21 protein-coding genes are annotated in these 20,519 nt (G+C 70.7%); 12 read left to right on the top strand and 9 right to left on the bottom strand.

What is annotated here, in order from left to right:
• Positions 1–33 precede the first annotated feature (33 nt).
• Positions 34–1,047, top strand: coding sequence for an NADPH:quinone reductase (locus BC793_RS45785; RefSeq protein WP_109602931.1), 1,014 nt, complete (start codon positions 34–36; stop codon positions 1,045–1,047).
• On the opposite strand, the gene BC793_RS45780 is transcribed toward BC793_RS45785, so the two are convergent.
• The 6 genes from BC793_RS45780 to pseB are packed head-to-tail and all read right to left on the bottom strand — an operon-like array spanning position 1,034 to position 7,248.
• The gene (locus tag BC793_RS45780) at positions 1,034–2,032 is read right to left on the bottom strand and encodes a PseG/SpsG family protein (protein WP_109602930.1); all 999 of its coding nucleotides are present in this window, start codon (positions 2,030–2,032) and stop codon (positions 1,034–1,036) included. The two genes, BC793_RS45785 and BC793_RS45780, sit on opposite strands and share 14 nt — an antisense overlap.
• Entirely contained in the window at positions 2,029–2,757 is a 729-nt protein-coding gene (locus BC793_RS45775) for a cytidylyltransferase domain-containing protein (protein ID WP_109602943.1), read from the bottom strand. Before BC793_RS45775 ends, BC793_RS45780 begins: the two co-directional genes overlap by 4 nt.
• Positions 2,751–4,334, bottom strand: coding sequence for a class I SAM-dependent methyltransferase (locus BC793_RS50890; protein WP_203896639.1), 1,584 nt, complete (start codon positions 4,332–4,334; stop codon positions 2,751–2,753). Before BC793_RS50890 ends, BC793_RS45775 begins: the two co-directional genes overlap by 7 nt.
• Complete coding sequence (locus BC793_RS45765) at positions 4,331–5,140, bottom strand: hypothetical protein (protein WP_109602929.1); 810 nt, start codon at positions 5,138–5,140, stop codon at positions 4,331–4,333. Before BC793_RS45765 ends, BC793_RS50890 begins: the two co-directional genes overlap by 4 nt.
• Positions 5,141–5,143: 3 nt before the next feature.
• A complete protein-coding gene (locus tag BC793_RS45760) occupies positions 5,144–6,268 on the bottom strand; it encodes a DegT/DnrJ/EryC1/StrS family aminotransferase (protein ID WP_109602928.1) in 1,125 nt (374 codons plus the stop codon).
• Positions 6,268–7,248, bottom strand: coding sequence for a UDP-N-acetylglucosamine 4,6-dehydratase (inverting) (gene pseB, locus BC793_RS45755; protein ID WP_109602927.1), 981 nt, complete (start codon positions 7,246–7,248; stop codon positions 6,268–6,270). The genes BC793_RS45760 and pseB overlap by 1 nt, the downstream gene beginning before the upstream one ends.
• A gap of 182 nt (positions 7,249–7,430) precedes the next feature.
• Here pseB and BC793_RS45750 point away from each other — a divergent pair, with 182 nt between their 5' ends.
• The 5 genes from BC793_RS45750 to BC793_RS45730 are packed head-to-tail and all read left to right on the top strand — an operon-like array spanning position 7,431 to position 11,839.
• Positions 7,431–7,673 carry an acyl carrier protein gene (locus BC793_RS45750; protein ID WP_109602926.1) on the top strand — a complete coding sequence of 81 codons (243 nt, stop codon included), beginning with the start codon at positions 7,431–7,433 and terminating at the stop codon, positions 7,671–7,673.
• On the top strand, positions 7,670–8,401 hold the full coding sequence (locus tag BC793_RS45745; protein ID WP_109602925.1) for an SDR family NAD(P)-dependent oxidoreductase: 732 nt from the start codon (positions 7,670–7,672) through the stop codon (positions 8,399–8,401). Before BC793_RS45750 ends, BC793_RS45745 begins: the two co-directional genes overlap by 4 nt.
• Complete coding sequence (locus tag BC793_RS45740; RefSeq protein WP_109602924.1) at positions 8,398–9,612, top strand: AMP-binding protein; 1,215 nt, start codon at positions 8,398–8,400, stop codon at positions 9,610–9,612. The genes BC793_RS45745 and BC793_RS45740 overlap by 4 nt, the downstream gene beginning before the upstream one ends.
• Positions 9,609–10,646 (top strand): LuxE/PaaK family acyltransferase, encoded by a 1,038-nt coding sequence (locus tag BC793_RS45735; protein WP_109602923.1) that lies wholly within the window; start codon positions 9,609–9,611, stop codon positions 10,644–10,646. The genes BC793_RS45740 and BC793_RS45735 overlap by 4 nt, the downstream gene beginning before the upstream one ends.
• Positions 10,643–11,839 (top strand): acyl-CoA reductase, encoded by a 1,197-nt coding sequence (locus BC793_RS45730; RefSeq protein ID WP_109602922.1) that lies wholly within the window; start codon positions 10,643–10,645, stop codon positions 11,837–11,839. Before BC793_RS45735 ends, BC793_RS45730 begins: the two co-directional genes overlap by 4 nt.
• Positions 11,840–11,887: 48 nt before the next feature.
• Here BC793_RS45730 and BC793_RS45725 read toward each other — a convergent pair whose 3' ends face one another.
• Positions 11,888–13,618 (bottom strand): hypothetical protein, encoded by a 1,731-nt coding sequence (locus BC793_RS45725; protein ID WP_109602921.1) that lies wholly within the window; start codon positions 13,616–13,618, stop codon positions 11,888–11,890.
• A 229-nt stretch (positions 13,619–13,847) separates the two neighbouring features.
• On the opposite strand from BC793_RS45725, the gene BC793_RS45720 reads away from it, so the two are divergent.
• From BC793_RS45720 to BC793_RS45695, 6 genes are all read left to right on the top strand, one after another.
• Positions 13,848–14,213 carry a DUF2304 domain-containing protein gene (locus tag BC793_RS45720; RefSeq protein ID WP_109602920.1) on the top strand — a complete coding sequence of 122 codons (366 nt, stop codon included), beginning with the start codon at positions 13,848–13,850 and terminating at the stop codon, positions 14,211–14,213.
• Positions 14,210–14,914, top strand: a complete 705-nt coding sequence (locus BC793_RS45715) for a glycosyltransferase family 2 protein (protein WP_109602919.1) — start codon at positions 14,210–14,212, stop codon at positions 14,912–14,914. Before BC793_RS45720 ends, BC793_RS45715 begins: the two co-directional genes overlap by 4 nt.
• A complete protein-coding gene (locus tag BC793_RS45710; protein WP_109602918.1) occupies positions 14,911–15,327 on the top strand; it encodes a GtrA family protein in 417 nt (138 codons plus the stop codon). Before BC793_RS45715 ends, BC793_RS45710 begins: the two co-directional genes overlap by 4 nt.
• A 97-nt stretch (positions 15,328–15,424) precedes the next feature.
• Positions 15,425–16,729: a sensor histidine kinase gene (locus tag BC793_RS45705; protein ID WP_239170711.1), complete on the top strand. Its 1,305-nt coding sequence runs from the start codon at positions 15,425–15,427 to the stop codon at positions 16,727–16,729.
• Between the two features lie 29 nt (positions 16,730–16,758).
• Complete coding sequence (locus BC793_RS45700) at positions 16,759–17,403, top strand: response regulator (protein ID WP_109602916.1); 645 nt, start codon at positions 16,759–16,761, stop codon at positions 17,401–17,403.
• A gap of 71 nt (positions 17,404–17,474) precedes the next feature.
• A complete protein-coding gene (locus tag BC793_RS45695) occupies positions 17,475–19,676 on the top strand; it encodes an MMPL family transporter (RefSeq protein WP_109602915.1) in 2,202 nt (733 codons plus the stop codon).
• Here the strand turns inward: BC793_RS45695 and BC793_RS45690 are convergent.
• Together BC793_RS45690 and BC793_RS45685 are read right to left on the bottom strand one after the other, a co-directional pair.
• Positions 19,669–20,028, bottom strand: a complete 360-nt coding sequence (locus tag BC793_RS45690) for a fluoride efflux transporter FluC (RefSeq protein WP_109602914.1) — start codon at positions 20,026–20,028, stop codon at positions 19,669–19,671. The genes BC793_RS45695 and BC793_RS45690 overlap by 8 nt on opposite strands.
• Positions 20,025–20,369 carry a FluC/FEX family fluoride channel gene (locus tag BC793_RS45685; protein ID WP_109602913.1) on the bottom strand — a complete coding sequence of 115 codons (345 nt, stop codon included), beginning with the start codon at positions 20,367–20,369 and terminating at the stop codon, positions 20,025–20,027. Before BC793_RS45685 ends, BC793_RS45690 begins: the two co-directional genes overlap by 4 nt.
• Positions 20,370–20,519 lie beyond the last annotated feature (150 nt).

The raw sequence follows: 20,519 nt of genomic DNA, 5'->3' as shown, positions 1-20,519 counted from the left end.
GGCGGACCGACGCAGCGCGAATAGGGTGGGGGTATGCGTGCTGCCGTATTCGCCGAGCCGGGTCCCGCTTCCGTACTGCAGATCGTCGACCGTGAGCTGCCGCCGGCCGGCGCCGGGGAGGTGCGCGTCCGGATCGTCCTCTCCGCGGTGAACCCGACCGACACCGGCACCAGGGCCGGTCGAGGCGTGCCCGACGGGGTGGCACCACCCCGGGTGCCGAACCAGGACGGCGCCGGGGTGGTGGACGCTCTCGGTTTCGGCGTGACCGGTCTGGAGCCGGGCGACCGGGTCTGGGTGTGGGACGCCGGATACGGCCGGGCCGACGGCACCGCCCAGGAGTACGTCGTGCTGCCCCGGCACCAGGTGGTGCGGATGAACGACGACGTCCCGTTCGAGACCGGCGCCGATCTGGGCATCCCGGCGCTGACCGCGCACCGCTGCCTGACCGTCGCGGCGAACGGCCCGTCCCGGCTGGCGCCCGGCGCCCTGGCCGGCTGGACCGTGCTGGTCGCCGGGGGCGCGGGCGCGGTCGGTAACGCGGCTATCCAGCTGGCCAAGTGGGCCGGCGCCACGGTGATCACCACGGTGAGCTCGAAGGAGAAGGCGGTCCTGGCCCTGGCCGCCGGCGCCGACACGGTGATCGACTACCGGGAGGAGGACGTCGTGGCCCGGGTACGCGAGGTCAGCCCGGCGGGCCCGCGCCTGATCGTCGAGGTGAACACCGACAACCTCGACACGGATCTGGAGGTGCTCGCACCCGGCGGCAACATCGCGATCTACGTCGGCGGGCAGCTCACCGTTCCGAGTTTCCCGGCGATGCTGAAGAACGCGACCCTCGACTTCGTGCTGACCTACACGACCACCGCCGAGGAAAAGGCGAACGCGGTCGCGGCGGTCGCCGAGGCGGTCGCCGCGGGCGCGTTCCGGGTCGGTGAGGAGGCCGGGCTACCGATCCTGCGCTTCCCGCTGGAGCGGATCGCGGAGGCGCACGAGGCCGTCGAGAACCACGCCGTCGGCAAGGTCGTCGTCGAGGTCACGCGCCCCTGAGCAGGGCGTCCGCCACCCGCTCGACGCCGCGGCCGTCGACCGCCGCCCATCCGCGGACGGCGAGGGCGGTCCGGTCGCCCGGATTCAGCAGCAGCCGCCGCAGGGTGGTCACGGCGTCGTCGTCGAACGCGCCGAGACGGCCCAGGCCGGCCGCATAACCACGGGCGACGGTCCGTTCGTACCCCTGGATCTGATTGTCGACGACCTGGACCAGTGCGGCGGCCCGGCCGAGGCAGAGCAGCTCCCACGTCGAGGTGCCGCTGGCGCTGACCACCAGGTCGGCGCCGGCGAGCAGCTCGGGCAGGCGGTCGGTCGGGTCGATGATCTCGAACCGCTGCCCATCACCGGCCGGTACCGCGAGCAATTCGGCGCGCAGGCTCGCGTCGGCGGCGACGACGGTCGCCTCGAAGGGCACCGCGGTGTCCGCGAGCAGCCGCGCGACCTGCGGCGCGGCACGGTAGGCGTCGGTCCCGCCGAAGAACGCGACAACCTCGGGGGTACGGCCGGACGTGCTCACCGGCGCCGTAAGAGGCCGGAGCCGCCGCACCGACGAACGCAGCAGCGCATGGTCGAGGCCGGCCAGCCGGACGTTCCCGACCTCGAGCACGGCATCGAGGTTCTGGTCGACGTAGATGTCCGCGTCCTGCCCCCGCGGGTCACCGTCCACGATGGCCAGCACGGTGGTCCCCGCCGCCCGGACGGCCTTGGTGTGCGCCGGCGGCAGCGTGTACGAGTCCACGACCAGTGCGTCGAGCCCGAGCCGCCGTACCGCCGAGACCAGACCCACCTCGTCATAGGGCGCCGGATGCCACGGCAGCCCGCGCTGTTCGAGCTGCGCCTCCGCCCACGCCACCCCACCGAGATCGCTGAGGAAGTGCACGTCCACGCCGCGGGCGGTCAGCTCCTCGGCCAGCGCCACGCAGCGCACGAGATGCCCGACCCCGGTCAGCGCCCCGGCGTCACACCGGATCCCGACGCCGGTCACGCCTGCTCCAGGTCTTTCTGCATGATGTGCGCGTTGAGTTCGGCCAGTTCCGGCTGCCCGCCGAGCCAGTCGGCGATCTCCCGGACCGCGACCGGTGCGTCACCGAAGTGGTCGACGATCGCCTCGATCAGTCGCCAGTCGTCCTCGGTGTCGAGGGTGAGCCGCAGGTACGACATGTCCGGCTGCACGGTGAGCCCGATCAGGTCGAAGTCGGCGGGGTGGGTGTAGACGTACGACGTCACGTGGGTGCGGTGGTGGTCGTACGCCAGCTTGTCGATCTCCTTGAGCACCGACGCCCGGATCACCTCGACGTCCAGCCCGCGCGGCAGCGTCCGGGTGATCGACGTGGTCAGGTAGTCGACGCCGGCCGCCGTGAACACCCGGTACGCCCGGCCGACGAGCCGGGGGTCGAGCAGTGGGCAGTCGGCGGTGAACCGGAGCACGTCGTCGACGGTCCTGGTCTCCAGCACCCCGAGGAACCGGGTGAGCACGTCGTCGACCGGCCCGCGGTGGCAGTCGACCCCGATCGCCGCACACTCCGCCTCGACCGCGTCGTCGTCCGGCAGGATCGTGGTGGCCACCACCAGGTCGTCGATGACGCCGCTGGCCCGGGCGGCGCGGACCACCCGGTCGAGGACGCTCCGCCCGCCCAGCCGGCGCAGGACCTTGCCGGGGAGCCGGGTGGAGCCCATCCGGGCCTGAATGATGCCGAGAGTGCTCATGATCGTCCTTTTCGGATCCGGTTGCGGGCGGCGCGGGCCAGGACGAGCCCGGCCTTGGCGGCGCGATAGCCGAGGTTGCCGCTGAACGCGGCGATCTGTGTCCGGGCGCGGCCCAGTTCGGCCTCCCGCTTCGCCAGCTCCGCCTCGAAGAACCGGCAGCGGTCCTCGGCGTCGGCGAGCCGCTGCCGCAGCGCGTCGAGCTGGGCCCGATGCTCGCGGAGGCCGTCCGGTGCGTCGGCGCGGGGCGGCTCGGGGGCGGCGTCGAGTCCGGCGGCCCCGGCGAGCACGGCGATCAGCCGGGCCACGTCGGTGACCCCGGGCCACGGGTGGTGATATCCGCCGGTGAGCAGCGTGTGGGCGAACCGGGCCAGGGCGTCCGGCCGGTCCGGGACGGCCGGGTCCAGCAGGGCGTACCGGTCGCCGTCCACCAGCACGTTGTCGGCGGCGGCCATCGGCAGCGCGGTCATCCAGCCGGTGAGCAGCCGCCGCAGCACCGGCAGGTCGTGTTCGAGAGCCGCCGTGAGCAGCCGTTCCTCCAGCAGCCGCCCGCTCGGCAGCGGCCCGCCCGCCCGGTCCGTCACCGAAGAGCCCGCCGGCGCGCCCGCCCGGTCCGTCGCCGGCAAACCCGGCTGGCTCTCACCGCTGTCTCCCGGCACGGGAGACAGCGGTGGCGACCAGCCGCGAACCACCCGCCGTAGCCAGCCGCCGTCCGGGGTGCCGATCACCTCGGTCACCGTTCCGGACGGGCCGGCGATCAGCGCCGGTGCGAGCGGGACGGCGGCCTGACCCGGGCGGGTGGCGCGCTGGGCGACGACCAGCCAGGCCGGGGCCAGTTCGGCTCCGATACCGCGGCGCACGGCGGCGGCGGCCAGCCGCCGGGGGTCGGTGAGGACGATCTTCTCCGGGTACGCCGTGGCGACGGCCCCGGCAGCGAGGGCGGCCAGCGCGTCCAGCGGCCCGTATCGCAGAGTCTCCGGAGTGACCAGCAGGGACGGGCTCTGTGGCAGCGGCCAGGCGGCGGCGAGCGCGGCGACCGGCAGGCCCTCGGCGGTGAGTGCGGCGGCCAGCCGGTCCGGGCGGCCGGGCGCGTCACCGAACTCACCGAGCGGGCGCCACGCGTCCCCGGCCCGGGTCAGGGTCGGTGCGCCGGGGTCGACGAGCCGGTGCACACCCAGCTCGTTCTCGACGGTGAGCAGCAGGGTGCCGCCGGGCCGCAGCGCGCGGGCCAGGACGCGTACCGACTCGGTCCAGTCGAGCGGGGTGTCCTCCGGCGAGCAGAGCCGGCCGACACCGTCGAGGGCGATCACCACGTCGTAGCGGTCGGCGTCGGTGAGCTTGGACAGGGTGCCGCAGAGCACCGTGACGTCCGGGATCGCCGCGGCGTCCGGCTGCGACCGGACCAGGCAGGTGACGTCGCGGCGCTCGGCCAGCGCGCTGATCAGGCCGATGTCGTGCGGGCCGGCGATCAGCACCCGGATGCCGGTGGGCAGGCGACCGAGCAGGTACCGGTGGAGGAGGCCACCCGACGGCGGATGCTCCTCGGTGTACTCCGGCATCTCGCCGCCGATCATCCGGATCATGCGGCCCATCCCAGGATCGCCCGCAACTCCGCCGGGGAGGCCAGCCAGCCGTCACCGAGTTCGGCGAGCACGATCTCCCGGGCCGTCGCCGGATCGGGGTCGGCGCCGTGCAGCTCCGGCCACTCCCGGCGGATGCGCTCGGCCGTCGGGGTGTCCTCGCCGTCGAGGTACATCGGGTCGCCGTAGACCGCCGGCCGGCAACCGGCCGCGGCGCCGTAGAAGATCGCGGTGCTCAGCCGGTTGGACGCCACCCGGCGGTGCCGGCGCAGCTCGGCGAGCTGCCCGTGCAGGAACCGGGCGTGGGTACGCTCCCGCATATACCCGCGGTAGCCGTGGCAGACGACCCGTCCCACCCGCTCGTAGAGCGCCCGGATCCGCGGGTCCTCGTACTCGTTCCAGTACAGGCAGAACGTGATCGGCCCGGTCTCGGTCGCGATGATCTCGTCGATCAGCCGGTGGTGGTCACCGCTGACCTGCTGTCCCTCCCAGCCGTGGAACGGATACCAGATCGTCCCCTCCCGTACGTCCGCCGCGGTGTCGTCCGGTGTGGACCGCAGCAGGTACAGGAAGGGGGCGCCGATCACGGTGGCCAGGGGCCGGCCCATCGACCAGGCACGGCGGCGGGTCCGCTCGGACCACACGAAGACCGCGCTGCCGGGGGCGTACGGGGTACCCGAACCCAGCCCGTCGACGACGTTCCACCCGTGCTGGAGGTACCCGTCGATCCGTGGCGGGGCGGACGGGTCCAGCCCGCAGTATCCGGCCAGCACATGGGCGTGCCCGTAGAAGTGGTTCCCGTGGTGCACCCGCTAGCTCCCGAGGATCCCGCGCAGCGTGTCGACGACGCGGTCCTGGTCGGAGTCGCTCAGGTCGGGGAAAAGAGGCAGCGACAGTTCCTCGGCGTAGAAGGTCTCGGCGACCGGGCACATGCCGCGGCGGTACCCGAGGTCCTCGAAGACCGGGTGCCAGTAGACCGGGATGTAGTTGACCTGCACACCGATCCCGGCCGCGTGCATCCGCTCGTAGACCTCACGGCGGCGCCCGTCCAGGACACGTACCGGGTACAGGTGGCGCATCGGGTCGACGCCGGCGCGCTGGGTGGGCAGGCGCAGTCCGGGGACGTCGGCGAGCAGCTCGTCGTACCGGGCGGTGAGGTGCCCGCGCCGGGCCTTGAAGGCGGCGAGCCGGCGCAGTTGCGAGCTGCCCAGTGCGCAGAGCACGTCGGGCAGGCGGTAGTTGAGGCCGAACTCGTGCACCTCGTAGAACCAGCCGCCCTCGTCCGGCCGCCGCAGCTTCCCGGCGCCCTTCACCATGCCGACCGACCGGAAGGTACGGGCCCGCTCCAGCAGATCCGGGCGGATGGACGCGACCGCGCCGCCCTCGGCCGTGGTGAGGTTCTTCGTCGGGAAGAAGCTGAAGGTGGTCAGGTCGGCGAGCGTGCCGACCGGCCGGTCGTGGTACGTCGAGCCGATCGCGTGCGCCGCATCACCGATCAGCACCGCACCGGCCCGTTCGGTGATCTTGCGGAGCGCGTCGTACTCGGCGGGATGGCCGGCGTAGTCGACCGCGGTGACCGCCCGGGTCCGCTCGGTGACCAGCGTCTCGACGGCGGCCGGGTCGAGGTTCGCGGTCTCGTCCTCGACGTCGGCGAAGACCACCCGGGCACCGAGCATGGCCGCGGTCGACGCGGTGGCCACGAACGTCATCGGCGTGGTGACGACCTCGTCACCGGGGCCGATGCCGGCCGCCGCGTAGGCCGCGTGCAGCGCGGTGGTCCCGTTGGTGACGGTGACCGCGGGGGCGCCGGTCACCGCCTCGATGTCGGCCTCGAACCGCACGACCCGAGGGCCGGTGGTCAGCCAGTCGCTGCCCAGAGCGGCGACGACCGCCTCTACGTCGCCGGCGTCGATCGACTGTCGTCCGTACGGCAGCATCACTTCTCCGTGAGCAGGTCGCGCATCTCGTCGACCGAGAGCCACAGATCGTTGTTGTCCGAGCGGTAGTTGAAGCCGTCCGGAACCTCTTCACCGCCGAGCGGGGTCTCGTAGCCCCAGCTCGCGACGACCGGCTGCACCACGTAGCGGTCCTTGAACCGCAGGGTGCGACGGCTGTCGTCGGCGGCGATCATCTCCTCGTGCAGCTTCTCGCCGGGGCGCATGCCCATCTCGTGGGTGACGGCACCGGGGGCGACGGCCTCGACCAGATCCATGATCCGCATGCTCGGAATCCGCGGGACGTAGAGTTCGCCGCCCTGCATCACGTCGAACGAGTCGACGACGAACTTGACCGCCTGGTCCAGGGTGATCCAGAACCGGGTCATCCGCTTGTCGGTGATCGGCAGGCTCTTACCCTCTTCGGCGAGCTTGCGGAAGAACGGGACCACCGAGCCGCGCGAGCCCATCACGTTGCCGTAGCGGACGACGGCCAGCCGGGTCGGGTGGGTGGCGGCGTAGTGGTTGCCGGCGATCACGATCTTGTCGGCGGCCAGCTTGGTCGCGCCGTACAGGTTGATCGGGCTGGACGCCTTGTCGGTGGAGAGTGCGACGACCTTCTTGACCTCGGCGTTGATGGCCGCGTCGATGACGTTCTGGGTGCCGTTGATGTTGGTGGCGACGAACTCCGACGGGTTGTACTCGGCGGTGTCGACCTGTTTGAGAGCGGCCGCGTGCACCACGTAGTCGATCCCGTGCATGGCCCGGGCGAGCCGCTTCTCGTCGCGGATGTCGCCGATGAAGAAGCGCAGGCGCGGGTCGTCGCCGAACATCTGGCGGACCTCGTACTGCTTCAGCTCGTCACGGGAGAACACCACGATCCGCGACGGGTCGAGGTGCGTCAGCGCGTACTTCAGGAAGGCCTTGCCGAAGGAACCGGTCGAGCCGGTGACAAGGATCGAGGAGCCGGCGAGTTCAGACACGAGATTCTCCGGGGGTTCTGGGGGGTTACGAGGCGGAAGCATAACCAGCCCGGAACGCATTTCCAGAAGCGCGGAGAAATGCTGCGAGCAGTTCATTCCCAGTTCAACCGCGATTGGTCGGGACGACCGGGAAGCTGCGGGATCGTAGGTCTCCTCTGAACATCCCACCCTGGAGTAATACCGTGACTGAGCTGCAGAGACTACGCGAGGCGTTCCGTACCGCCCTCGATCTTCCGGCGGACGAGCCCGTGGACGACCTGCGCTACCAGGACCATGAGAAGTGGGATTCCCTCGCCCACATGTCGCTTGTCGCCGCTATTGAAGATGAATTCTCGGTAATGATTGACACCGACGATGTCATCAATATGTCCAGCTTTGCCGAGGCCGCGCGAATCCTCGGTAAATACGGGGTGGACGTCAAGTGAGGGTCGCCCTGGTCACCGGGGCGTCCCGCGGAATCGGGCGGGCCGTCGCGGATCGGCTCGCCGAACAGGGCCACCGACTGGTGCTGCACGGCCACGACCCGGAACGGATCGCCGCGGCGGCCGGAGAGATCACCGCCAAGTTCGGTGTGACCGTCGTGCACGCGGCCGGTGACATCGCCGACCCGGCGACCAGCAGGGCCCTGGCCCGGCTCTCCTTCGACACGTTCAAACGGCTCGACGCGCTGGTGGTCAACGCCGGCACGCACGCGGCCGGGATGCTCGGCATGACACCGGACGCCACGGTCGAGCGGCTCTTCGCGGTCAACGCGGCCGGTGCGGCGTACACCCTCCAGAACGCGGTCCGGCTGCTCGCCCGCGGGCAGAGCCCGGCGGTGGTCCTCACCGCCTCGGTCACCGGCGACCAGGGTGTCGCCGGACAGGCCGTCTACGCCGCGTCGAAGGCCGCCGTGGCCGGGCTGACCAGGTCCGCGGCCAAGGAGCTCGGCCCGCGCGGCATCCGGGTCAACGCGGTCGCGCCCGGTTTCATCACCACCGACATGCTCGACAGCCTGGACGAGGCCGGCCGCGCCGAGCGGATCGCGCACACCGCCCTGGGCCGTCTCGGCACCGCCGGGGAGGTCGCGGACGTGATCGTCTTCCTCCTCTCCGAGCAGGCGCGATTCGTCACCGGCCAGATCCTCGGGGTCGACGGGGGACTGACACTGTGAACCTGCTCCACCCCTCCGCGCGGGTCGTCGACGCGGCCACCGGGGAGCGGCTGACACCCGCGATGATCGACGCGGCCGCCGCGGAGATCGCCGGACAGCCGATCGTCTTCCTGCCGATGCCCACCACGGTCCCGGCGGTGGCCCGCTATCTCGCGGCGTGGCGCCTGGAGAAGCCGGTCCTGCTCCTCGATCCGGATCTCGACCACCGGGCCCTGATCGCCCGCTACACCACCGGCGAGGTGCACCCCGACCTGGCGCTGCTGCTCACCACCAGCGGCTCCACCGGCGACCCGAAGCTGGTGCGGCTCTCCCGCTCGGCGATGCTCGCCAACGCCGGGCAGGTGGCCGAGAGCCTCGGCGTCACCGGCGACGACGTGGCGATCACCACCCTGCCGCTCTTCTATTCGTACGGGCTGTCGGTGCTGCACTCGCACCTGCTCCGCGGGGCGACCGTGGTGCTGGAACGTACCGGGATCATGCAGAAGGAGTTCTGGGCCGCGGTCGGCGAGCACCGGGTCACCTCGCTGGCGTTCGTGCCGTCGCAGTACGAGATGGCGCGGCGACTCCGCTTCGACCCGGCGCGGTACCCGTCCGTGCGTACGCTCACGCAGGCCGGCGGCCGTCTGCGGACCGACCTCGTCGCCGACTTCGCCGCCCGGATGGACGCCGTCGGCGGCCGGATGTTCGTGATGTACGGGCAGACCGAGGCCGGGCCGCGGATGGCCTGTCTGCCTCCGGAACGGCTGGCCGACCGGCTCGGCTCGGTGGGCCGGGCGATGCCCGGCGGCACCTTCGCCATCGAGGACGGCGAGGTCGTCTACCGCGGGCCCAACGTCATGATGGGGTACGCCGAGACGGCCGCCGACCTGGCCCGGGGCGACGACCTGGCCGGTGTGCTGCACACCGGTGACCTGGGCCGTCTCGACGACGACGGGTTCCTCTTCATCACCGGCCGGCTCAAGCGGATGGCCAAGGTCTTCGGTGTCCGGATCAACCTGGACGACGTGGAGCGACACTTCCCGGTCGCGGCCGTGGCCGGTGACGACAGACTGCACGTCTTCACCGAAGACGGTGACGTCCGTGCGCTCCGCAGCAAGATCGCTGAATGGCTCGGCACCCACTTCACCGGCGTCGACGTGCGCATGATCGAGGCGCTGCCGCTGCTGCCGAACGGCAAGACCGACTATCGGGCGCTGGAGGCGTCGTTGTGAGTGTCTTCACGCTGTCCCAATCCGACCGGGAGAAGCAGTTGCTCCCGCAGTTGGTGGATCTCGTCGCGCATCACCGGCGGCACTGCGCACCTTATGACCGGATCCTCGCGGCTTCCGGCGTTCCCTCCATTTCGGAGATGTCCGACCTGCCGTGGCTGCCGGTTCGGCTCTTCAAGACACTGGAACTGAAGAGCATCCCGGACGACGAGGTGTTCAAGGTACTGACGTCGAGCGGCACGACGGGCGAGGTCAGCCGGATTTATCTGGACAAGGCGGCAGCGGCCACGCAGACCCGGCAGCTCGGCGCCACCCTGCAGACCGTGCTCGGCCCCAGGCGGCTGCCGATGCTGATCGTCGACACGAAGTCGATCCTGAAGGACCGCCGCTCGTTCAGCGCCCGCGGCGCCGGCGTACTCGGCATGGCGACGTTCGGCCGCGACCACGTCTGGGCACTCGACGACGACGGCGCGGTCGACCTCGACGGCATCCGCGGCTTCCTGGCGAAACACGGCGATCAACCGTTCCTGATCTTCGGGTTCACCTACCTGGTCTGGCTCCACCTCTACGAGATCGCCCGTGAGCACGGCCTGGACCTGGGCAACGGCATCCTGATCCACTCCGGCGGCTGGAAGAAACTGGTCGACCAGGCCGTCTCCCCGGAGGAGTTCCGCAACCGCCTGGCGGCCGTCGGCCTCACCCGGATCCACAACTTCTACGGCATGGTCGAGCAGATCGGGACGATCTTCCTTGAAGGACCGGCGGGTGGATCGCTGTACTGCCCGGATTTCGCGGACGTCGTGGTTCGCGACCCGGAGACCTGGGCGGAACTCCCGCCCGGCAAACCGGGCCTCCTCGAGGTGGTGAGCACGCTGCCCACCTCGTACCCCGGGCACGTGCTGCTCACCGAGGACCTCGGCGTCGTGCACGGCGTCGACGACGGGGACTGGCCCGGCAAACGTTTCTCGGTACTCGGCCGGCTGCCCCGCGCCGAGGCCCGGGGCTGTTCGGACACGTATCGGAGCGCCGAGGCATGAGGTTCCGTTTCGGAGTCGAGGGCGACCCGGTCGCCCCCTCGGAGGACCGGCTGACCGTCGGTGACCCCCGGGTCGTCGACTTCCTCGCCGGGCTGGCCCGGAAGCTGCTCGCGCCCGCGGTCGCCCGGCGCCACCCCGAGCTGGGATCACTCGGGTACTTTCTGCGGCCGGCCGAGCTCAAACGGTCGGTGGCGCGGATGACCGCCCGGCAGGACGCGCTGGTCTTCCCCCGGGGCAACGTCTTCCACCTGCCACCGGCCAACGTGGACACGATCTTCGTCTACTCGTGGGCGATCTCCGCGCTCGCCGGCAACCACAACGTGGTCCGGATCTCGTCACGGTCCGCCGGAGCGGCCGAGGTGATCCTGGACGCCCTCAACGCGACCGACGCCGACCCGGTGATCGGCCGGACCCAGCGGATGATCACCTACGGTCACGACGACGCGGTGACCGGGGCCCTCAGTCGCTGGTGTGACCTGCGGGTCGTCTGGGGCGGGGACCGCGCGGTCGACACCATCCGCAAGCTGCCGCTGCGGCCGTCCGCGCGTGATCTGACCTTCCCCGACCGTACGTCGTGGGCCGTCCTGTCGGTGCCCGGCTGGCGTGCCGCCGACCCGGCCGCCCGCCGCACCGCCGTGGTCGGGTTCGCCAATGACGCCTACTGGTTCGACCAGGCCGCCTGCTCCTCGCCGCGGACCGTCTTCCTGGTCGGCGGCGCCGGTGGTGGCACGGACACGGCCGCGGTCCGGGCCGAGTTCCTCGACCTGCTGCTCGACGTGGTCGATCAGCGCGGCTGGACGGTCGACCCGGCGATGGCGGTGGAGAAGCGGGTCAACGCGTACGAACTGGCCGCCACCGGGGCCGCCACCGCGCTGGACTTCCCGGACAACCGGCTCACCGCGGTGACGCTGGCCGGCGCCGAGCGGGCGCCCCGGCGCTGGATCGGCGCGGGCGCCTTCCCGTTCGCCGAGGCGGATTCGCTGCTCGATCTGGTGCCGGCGATGACCCGGCAGGACCAGACGGTCAGCCACTTCGGGTTCACCCCCGCCGAGCTGCGCGCCTTCGCCGTCGAGCTGGGCGGCCGCGGCGTGGACCGGATCGTGCCGTTCGGCTCGGCGCTCACCTTCGGCGCCCTCTGGGACGGCTACGACCTGCCTGCCGAGTTCACCAGGCTGACCACGCTCCAGTCCTGACGGAAAAGGCCCCGGCCGAACACGGCCGGGGCCTTCTCGTATCGAGGACTAGCCGCGGCGCCAGACCGCGATGTGCGCCTCGTCGCTCGCCTGGAGCAGAGTGAAACCGTGTTCGGCGCCGTCCCAGTGCAGCTTCTCGCCCGGGTGGTAGCGACCGATCATGACCTCGATGTGCGGCGGCGGTACGTCGTCCTCGCCGACCGGTGTGAACTCCGTCCAGTACACGTCGTGGTAGAGGACGTAGTACGCCTCGTTGGAGATGCGCCTGGTGTAGGAGATCGCGTCATCGGGGCCGACGCCGAGCTCACCCAGGTCCACCGGCAGGCTGAACCGGCTGCCGATCGGCTCGATGAGACGGTCGCGCATCACCGCCATGGTCACGCCGTTCACCAGGACCACCACCACCATCAGCGGGATGACCAGCCGGCGCACCCGGGTGGCGGCCAGCAGCACGGCCAGGCCCGCCAGACCGATGGCGGTGCCGACGTACGGACGGAACTCGCTCCAGCCCGCGGTCATGGTCATCAGGTCCGGGCCGCCGAACATGCCGTACGACAGCTCGTGCCCCCGCTCGGCGACGTAGCGCAGCCGGTAGGCGATCACCAGCCCGCCGACCACCAGGACCAGCACCGGGACCAGCGCGTACCGGACCAGGGTGCGCAGCCGCCGATCGGCCAGGACGGCGAAGCCGAACAGGATCCAGAACGGGACGAACACCTGCACGTAGCGCGAGTAGAGGGCGTCCGACTGGGTGTCCACCAGGCCGGCCAGCACCACCGCCGCACCGAGGCCGACCCCGATGGTGCTGACGAGCGCGAGCCCGGCCGTCCACCGGAACGCCGCGTCACGGGCGGGCCGGAACATCTCGACCGTGGTCGCCACCCAGGCCAGGCCGGCCAGCCCGCCGGTGACCACGCACAGGTACCAGAGGTTGGTGCCGAACGAGGCGATGAAGACCTGGAGGCGCTGGATCTCGGTGAACACCGCCATGGTGCCGCCGCCGACGATGTCGCCCCGCAGATGGACCCGGTCGCCGATCAGCAGGATGACCACCTGGTTCAGCACGACCGCGAGCATCAGCGGCACCAGGGACAGGCCGGCCGCACGCCGGCCCACCCGCTTGCGGATCAGCAGGAAGACCAGGAACGCGAAGTAGACGCCCACCAGGATGGTGCCGCGGATGTGCACCAGGTAGAGCACGCCGGTCATCACGCCCACGGTGATCGCCGGTCCGCTGCGCGCGGGTGCGCCGACCCACCAATGGATCGCCAGGAACCAGCCGAGCATGAGCGGCGCCATGACCGAGTCGGTCATGCCGACCAGCGACCAGAAGACACCGGCCGGCACGGTGCCCGCGACGAACGCCGCGGCCAGCGCGATCCCGGTGGTCAGCCCGAACATCCGGCGGGCCAGCAGATAGGCCAGCGGCAGGCTGAGGGCACTGATCACCGCATTGATGACATGCACGATCTTGTACGAGGTCGCGAAGTCCGGCCCGAACACGAAGGCCGGCGAGACGAGCAGTGGATACCCGATCCGGCGGAACAGTGGCGTCTCCGAGCTGAACCCCTCGGGCCCGCCGGCGATGGCCCGGGCCGCGTTCATGTAACTGTCCTCATCGGCGTGTGCGATGGGATGCGTGATCGGGCTACCGAGCCAGAGCCGCCACAGCACTCCCGCCAGCCAGCCCAGCGCGAGGACCGCGATGACGACCCGTCCGCGGTCCGCTCTCGTCGCCGTCGCCTCCGGCGGTGAATACGGCATGACCTCTGTCGCCATGGGCGTCGCTTTTCTTTCCTACTCGGGGCGCCGGATACCGGCCGCCGGGGAACAATCGGCGAAACGGTAGCAGCAACCGGAGATCAGCACTGCCGTCATATCGAGCAGAACGTGTATCGACATTCTTTGGACATGTCATGTCCACACGGCACTCGCCGACTGCACACCGGTGGGCTGCATTCATCACCGACTCTCGACCCGCACCCGATCGGGACATCAGGGGAATTCGATGAGGCTGGTATTCGTAACGGGGACGACCGGGCTGATCATGCTCGTCGTCATCTTCGAGCTGCTGCGGCGGCGACAACTACGGGAGAAGTACGGGGCGTTGTGGCTGCTGGTGGCCATCGCCGTGCTGCCGCTGGCGTTCGTCCCGACCCTGCTCGACGGGTTCACCTCGGTCCTCGGCATCGCGTCCGGGCTGAGCCTGTTCCTGTTCTTGAGCGTCGTCTTCCTGTTTCTGGTGTCCGTGCACCTCTCCTGGGAGAGCAGCCGGCTGGAAGAGGAGACCCGCAGCCTCTCTGAAGAGGTGGCCCTTCTCCGGGCGGACGTCGCCGAATTGCAGGAATCGCGGGAGAGGGTGACCACGCCATGATCGCCGGGGATGGGCGCCTGCTGACGATCCTGCCCGCCTGGAACGAGGCGGAATCGATCGACGCGGTGATCAAAGAAATTCACCGAGAATTTCCCGGCACGGACATTCTCGTGGTCGACGACTGTTCGCGCGACGCCACCGCCGCGGTGGCCCGGTCGGCGGGCGCGAAGGTGGTCCGACTGCCCTACAACCTGGGAGTCGGCGGGGCGCGCCGGCTCGGCTACCGCTACGCCGTCGAGCACGGTTACGACATCGCCGTGCAGATGGACGCCGACGGCCAGCACGATCCGCGGTACATCCGGGACATGGTCGAGGCGCTGTCCGAGGCGGATCTGGTGATCGGTGCCCGGTTCGCCGGCGAGGGCGAATACCGCGTCCGGGGCCCGCGGCAGTGGGCGATGAGGCTGCTGTCGATGGCGCTGTCCGCGATCGCGAAGACGCGCCTGACCGACACCACCTCCGGCTTCCGGGCGTGCCGTGGCGAGCTGATGGTCTTCTACTCGAGCAACTTCCCGGTCGAGTACCTCGGTGACACCGTCGACACGATCGTGCAGGCGAAACGCTCGGGGTACGTGATCAGGCAGATCCCGGTCTCGATGCGGCCGCGACAGGGCGGGACGCCGAGCGCCTCGCCGGCGAAGGCGATGGTCTACCTGTTCCGTTCCGGGTTGGCGCTGCTGCTCGCCCTGGTCCGCAGGTGACGGCCGACGCCCGGGTGGACCGTCCGGGCCGGTCCGTGCTCCGTGTGTTCCGGGGCAGCGGTTTCCGGTTCCTGATCGTCGGCGGCGCCAGCGTGGTCGTGGACGCGGGGCTGCTCTACGTGCTGCACGGCCTGCTCGGCCTGCGGCTGGAGCCGGCCACGGCGCTGGCCTTCCTCGCCGGCTTCGTGGTCAACTTCGCCCTCAACCGGCAGTGGGCCTTCGCCTCGACCGGACGGCTCCGGCGCCAGCTCGCCGCCCATGTCGTGTTGGTCGCCGCGAACCTGCTGGTCACCGTGCTCCTGGTCCGGGCGCTCACCCTGCTGGGCGTGATGTACCTGGTGGCGAAGGTGCTGATCACGGCGGTTCTGGCCACGGTCAACTACGTCGTCTCCCGGAGATGGATCTTCACCTGACGAACGCGGGAGCCCACGGAAGGTCGGGTTATCCCTACCTTCAGGCGGGCGGCCCACCGGATCGCACCGGTACGCGCCGATGCCTAGGTTCAATGGCATGACGACCACACATGCCGACACGGTGGCCACCCGGAGCCTGATCGGTCGCTACCTGCGCCAGTTGGCGATCGACACGCAGTACGTGCTGCTCGGCTTCCCGATCGGCCTGATCACGCTGGTCGTCGCCATCACCGGGTTCGCGGTGGGTGTCGGCACCGCGATCATCTGGATCGGCCTGCCGATCCTGGTCGGCACGCTGATGTTCGCCCGCGGGTTCGCCATCACCGAGCGGGCCCGGATCGGCCCGGTGCTGCGGCGCCCCAGCCCGCACCCGATCTACAAGAGCAACCGGGGCCAGGGTTTCCTGCGCCGGACCCTCGGCCCCCTGTCCGACGGGCAGACCTGGCTCGACTGGACGCACGCGGTCTTCCGGTTCATCCCGAACATCATCGGTTTCTGCTTCGTCGTCGTCTGGTGGGCGCTCGCCCTGGGCGGTCTCACCTACCCGCTGTGGGACTGGACGGTGCCGCACCCGCCGGACAACTACGAACTGCACGAGCTGCTCGGCTTCCAGGACACCGCGGCCACCCGGATCCTGCTCAACTTCGCCATCGGGGTGTTCTTCGCCGGCACCCTGTCCTGGGTGGTCCGCGGCGCCGCCCTGATGGAGGCCTGGTTCGCCCACGGGATGCTGGTCAGCATGTTCACGCTGCACCAGCAGGTGCTCGCCGCCGAGGAGGCACGCGACGTCGCCCGGCTGCAGAAGGCGGCGGCGGTCTCCGCCGAGGCGGTGGCCCTGCGCAGGCTGGAACGCGACATCCACGACGGTCCGCAGCAGCGGCTGGTCCGCCTCGCCATGGACCTGGGCCGGGCCGAGCAGCAGTTCGCCGACGACCCGGAGCGGGCCCGCGCGATCGTGGCCGAAGCGCTCACCCAGACCCGGGAGACCCTGGACGAGTTGCGCGCCCTGTCCCGCGGTATCGCCCCGCCGATCCTGGTGGACCGGGGCCTACAGGCGGCGCTCACCGCACTGGCCGGCCGGTGCACGGTCCCGGTCGACCTCGACACTCCGCCGATGGAGCGGCTGGAGCCGGGCGTCGAGTCGACCGCCTACTTCATCGTGGCCGAGGCGCTGACCAACGTCGCCAAGCACAGCCACGCCAGCGAGGTGCAGGTCAGCGTGCAGCGGATCGCCACCGGCCTGATCGTGACGGTCGCCGACGACGGGATCGGCGGGGCGAGCCTGGCCAAGGGACACGGTCTGGCCGGTCTGGACGATCGGGTGCGGGCGGCCGGGGGAGTGCTCTCGGTGGACAGCCCGGAGGGCGAGGGGACCAGGCTCACGGCGGCACTGCCCCTTTAGAAACCACGGGGATCTGACAGCATGAGCGCATGCGGGTGGTCATTGCCGACGATGCGGTGCTGTTGCGAGAGGGCCTGATCCGGCTCGTCGAGGAGAACGGTCACACCGTCGTCTCGGCCGTCGGGGACGGGCCCTCTCTCGTTCAATCGATCAAGGAACATCGTCCGGACGTCTCCATTGTCGACGTCCGGATGCCTCCGTCACACACCGACGAGGGGCTTCGCGCCGCGGTCGAGGCCCGCGCCGCGGTGCCGGGCAGCCCGATCCTGGTGCTGTCGCAATACGTCGAGGTGTCGTACGCCGACGATCTGCTGGCCGACCGCCGTGGGGCGGTCGGCTATCTGCTCAAGGACCGGGTGTCGCTGGTCGCCGAGTTCCTCGACGGGCTCCGCCGGGTGGCCGAGGGCGGCACCGTGCTGGACCCCGAGGTGGTGGCCCAGCTGCTGGTCCGGCGTCGCCGCGACGACCCGATGCGCAGCCTGACCCCTCGCGAGCGCGAGGCGCTGGTGCTGATGGCAGAGGGCATGTCGAACACCGCGATCGCCCGCAAGATGGTCGTCACCGACGGCGCGGTGGAGAAGCACGTCCGCAACATCTTCACCAAGCTCGGCCTGCACCAGGACGAGGAGCAGCACCGGCGGGTCCTGGCAGTGCTGGCGTACCTGCAACCGTAGGGCTAGCCCTACCTCGGACCGGGGTGTCCGCCGTATCGATCGGCCACTGCGGACTCCATAGCGTCTTCCCCATGGAGAACAGGGAAAACGTCAAAGGCATCGCGGCTCGTGTCGCGATCTGGAGCGCCCGCCATCGGACGCTCGCGATCCTCGGATGGATCGGCTTCGTCATAGCGACGGTGGTGCTCAGTGGGCAGATCGGCACCCGGCAGGCGGACGAGGGCACGGCCGGCCACGGGGACTCCGGCGACGCCGACCGGATCGTCGCGGCGGCCGGTTTCCCCGAGGAGCCGGCCGGCGAGATGGTGCTGATCCAGAACCGGGCCGGTACGGACCGGGTGGCCGCTGCGGAGGAGGTCACCCGGGCTCTCGGAACGGTGCGGGACGTCACCGGCGTGAACGAGCCGATCGACTCGCCGGACGGACGGTCGACGCTGATCACCTTCAACATCACCGGTGATCCCGGTACCGCGGAGGAGCGGGTCGGTCCCGCCCTGGACGCGGTGGCCGAGGTGCAGAGCGCCCACCCGGACCTCTACATCGCCGAGGCCGGCTCGGCCAGCGCCGACCAGCTGGTCACCGAGGAGCTGGAGGGTGGGCTGACCCGGCTGGGGATGCTCTCCATCCCGGTGACGCTGGGCATCCTGCTGGTGGCCTTCGGCGCGGTGGTGGCCGCGTTCCTGCCGGTCATCCTGGCCATCATGTCGGTGGTCGCCGCGATCGGCCTGATGGCCGCGGCGAGCCGGTTCGCTCCCGCGGTCGACGAGACCACGCACGTCATGCTGCTGATCGGTCTGGCCGTGGGTGTCGACTACTGCCTGTTCTACATCCGCCGGGAGCGCGACGAGCGCCGCCGGGGGGCCGACCCGGACCGGGCGCTGATGATCGCGGCACAGACCTCGGGCCGTTCCATCTGGGTCTCCGGGCTGACCGTCATGATCGCGATGGCCGGCATGTTCTTCACCCAGGACGTCGTCTTCGTCAGCTTCGCCGCCGGCACCATCCTGGTGGTGGCCACGGCCGTGCTCGGCTCGCTGACCGTGCTGCCCGCGCTGCTCTCGGCGCTGGGTGACCGGGTCGACGCCATCAAGATCCCCGGGCTGTACCGGCGCAACAGTGACGGCCGGGTCTGGAACGCGCTGCTCGACGTCGTACTCGCCAAGCCGTTGGTCTCCGCGATGATCGCCATCGCCGCGCTCGGCGCACTCGCCTTTCCCGCCCTCGATCTGAAGACCCGTGGCCAGGGCATCCAGGACATCTCGCCGGACGCACCGGTGGTGCAGGCGTTCCTCGCCAGCGCCGAGGCCTTCCCGAGCAAGACCACGCCGGCCCAGATCGTGGTCCAGGACGACTCGGTGCGGACCGCCGAGTTCGAGCGGACGCTCACCGCGTTCAAGGCCGCGGTCGCCGCCAGCGGCGGGAAGCTGGTCGAGCCGGTCGACGTCGATGTCAACCCGGCCGGGAACGTCGCGGTGGTCTCGGTCGGCCTGGCCGGCAAGGAGAGCGACAGTGTCGCCGTCGACGCGCTGAACCTGCTGCGTGACCGGGTCGTGCCGGACACCTTCGGCCGGATCGGCGGCGCCAGGGCGCTGGTCACCGGGTCGACCGCGGGCGGTGTCGACTACAACGACCAGCTGTCGAAGACCCTGCCGCTGGTGTTCACCTTCGTTCTCGGGCTGGCCTTCATCCTGCTGCTGGTGTCGTTCCGGTCGGTCGTCGTCGCGGTCACCGGGCTGGTGCTGAACCTGCTGTCGGTCGCGGCCTGCTACGGCATGCTGGTCTTCGTCTTCCAGTACGGCAACTTCGAGGAGCAGCTCGGCTTCGTCTCCGGCGGGGGCATCACCAACTGGATCCCGATGTTCCTCTTCGTGATCCTGTTCGGGCTCTCGATGGACTACCACGTCTTCGTGGTCAGCCGGATCCGTGAGGGCCACGACCGGGGCCTGTCGACCCGGGACGCGGTCCGTGAGGGCATCGGCCGGACCGCCGGCGTGATCACCAGCGCCGCCGTGGTGATGGTCGCGGTGTTCGCGCTCTTCGCCACGCTGCCGCTGACCGCCACCAAGGAGCTGGGTGTCGGTCTGGCCGCGGCGGTCCTGCTGGACGCCACGATCATCCGGGCGGTGCTGCTGCCGTCGGTGATGGCGTTGCTCGGCCGGGCGAACTGGTGGCTGCCGAAGTGGCTGGGCTGGCTGCCGGAGGTCGCGCACGAGGTGCCCGAGCAGGTCACCCCGGAACGTAGGGACGAGCGGGAGCTGACCCCGATCAGCTGATCAGTCGCCCCAGGGCGCCGCCGGTCACGGCGGCGCCCATTCCGGCGATGATGCTGAGCACCGCGTACCCGGTGGCGGTCAGGAGCTCGCCGCGCCGGGACAGGGCCAGGATCTCCCAGCTGAACGTCGAGTACGTGGTGAGCGCCCCGCAGAAGCCGGTGCCGAGCAGCGCCACCGTGCCGGGGCCGACCGGCAGCCCGAGGACCAGCCCGAGGACGAACGAGCCGGCCACGTTGACGGTGAGCGTGCCCCAGGGGAAGGCGGTGCCGAACCGGGCCTGCATCACCCGGTCGGTCAGGAACCGCAGTGGCGCGCCGATCGCCGCACCGAGGACCACGAGCAGCGCGGTCATCGGGCCACGGCGGTTCCGGCCGCGACCGCCACGACGGCGCCGATCAGAGTGGCGGCCGGATAGACGAACCCGGCCCGGGAGACCTCGGCGATCGCGGTGGAGAAGGTGGTGTAGCCGCCGAGGAACCCGGTGCCGAGCAGCAGGCGTGGAATCCGGCCCCGGATCCGGGTGTAGAGGACCCCGATCAGGAAACAACCGGACACGTTGATCACCCAGGTGGACCAGGGGAAGCCGCCGGACCCGTGCGGCCAGGCGGTCGCGATGCCGAAGCGGGCCAGGGCGCCGAGCACGCCACCGGCGGCGACGGCGGCCAGGTCGGCGGGATGCACGTCGAGATCCATCACCGGGACGTTAGCCCACTGCTGGGCGGCCGGCCGGGGGGACGTGGCGGCGTCCACCCCGGCCGGGTCCAGGCGCCCCTGCTGGAGAGCGGTCCTGTCCGTCCACTGTAGAACATGATCTTGAGAAGTGCTCGTCGGCCGGGGTGAGGC

Source organism: Actinoplanes xinjiangensis (assembly GCF_003148685.1).
GTDB lineage: Bacteria > Actinomycetota > Actinomycetes > Mycobacteriales > Micromonosporaceae > Actinoplanes > Actinoplanes xinjiangensis.
This window is presented reverse-complemented; position numbering and strand designations above follow the sequence as displayed.

Coding starts and splice junctions, on each gene's coding strand:
- BC793_RS45785 (WP_109602931.1), top strand. CDS start 34: ATGCGTGCTGCCGTATTCGCCGAGCCGGGTCCCGCTTCCGTACTGCAG.
- BC793_RS50890 (WP_203896639.1), bottom strand. CDS start 4,334: ATGATCCGGATGATCGGCGGCGAGATGCCGGAGTACACCGAGGAGCAT.
- BC793_RS45760 (WP_109602928.1), bottom strand. CDS start 6,268: ATGCTGCCGTACGGACGACAGTCGATCGACGCCGGCGACGTAGAGGCG.
- BC793_RS45730 (WP_109602922.1), top strand. CDS start 10,643: ATGAGGTTCCGTTTCGGAGTCGAGGGCGACCCGGTCGCCCCCTCGGAG.
- BC793_RS45725 (WP_109602921.1), bottom strand. CDS start 13,618: ATGGCGACAGAGGTCATGCCGTATTCACCGCCGGAGGCGACGGCGACG.
- BC793_RS45720 (WP_109602920.1), top strand. CDS start 13,848: ATGAGGCTGGTATTCGTAACGGGGACGACCGGGCTGATCATGCTCGTC.
- BC793_RS45715 (WP_109602919.1), top strand. CDS start 14,210: ATGATCGCCGGGGATGGGCGCCTGCTGACGATCCTGCCCGCCTGGAAC.
- BC793_RS45705 (WP_239170711.1), top strand. CDS start 15,425: ATGACGACCACACATGCCGACACGGTGGCCACCCGGAGCCTGATCGGT.
- BC793_RS45700 (WP_109602916.1), top strand. CDS start 16,759: ATGCGGGTGGTCATTGCCGACGATGCGGTGCTGTTGCGAGAGGGCCTG.
- BC793_RS45695 (WP_109602915.1), top strand. CDS start 17,475: ATGGAGAACAGGGAAAACGTCAAAGGCATCGCGGCTCGTGTCGCGATC.
- BC793_RS45690 (WP_109602914.1), bottom strand. CDS start 20,028: ATGACCGCGCTGCTCGTGGTCCTCGGTGCGGCGATCGGCGCGCCACTG.
- BC793_RS45685 (WP_109602913.1), bottom strand. CDS start 20,369: ATGGATCTCGACGTGCATCCCGCCGACCTGGCCGCCGTCGCCGCCGGT.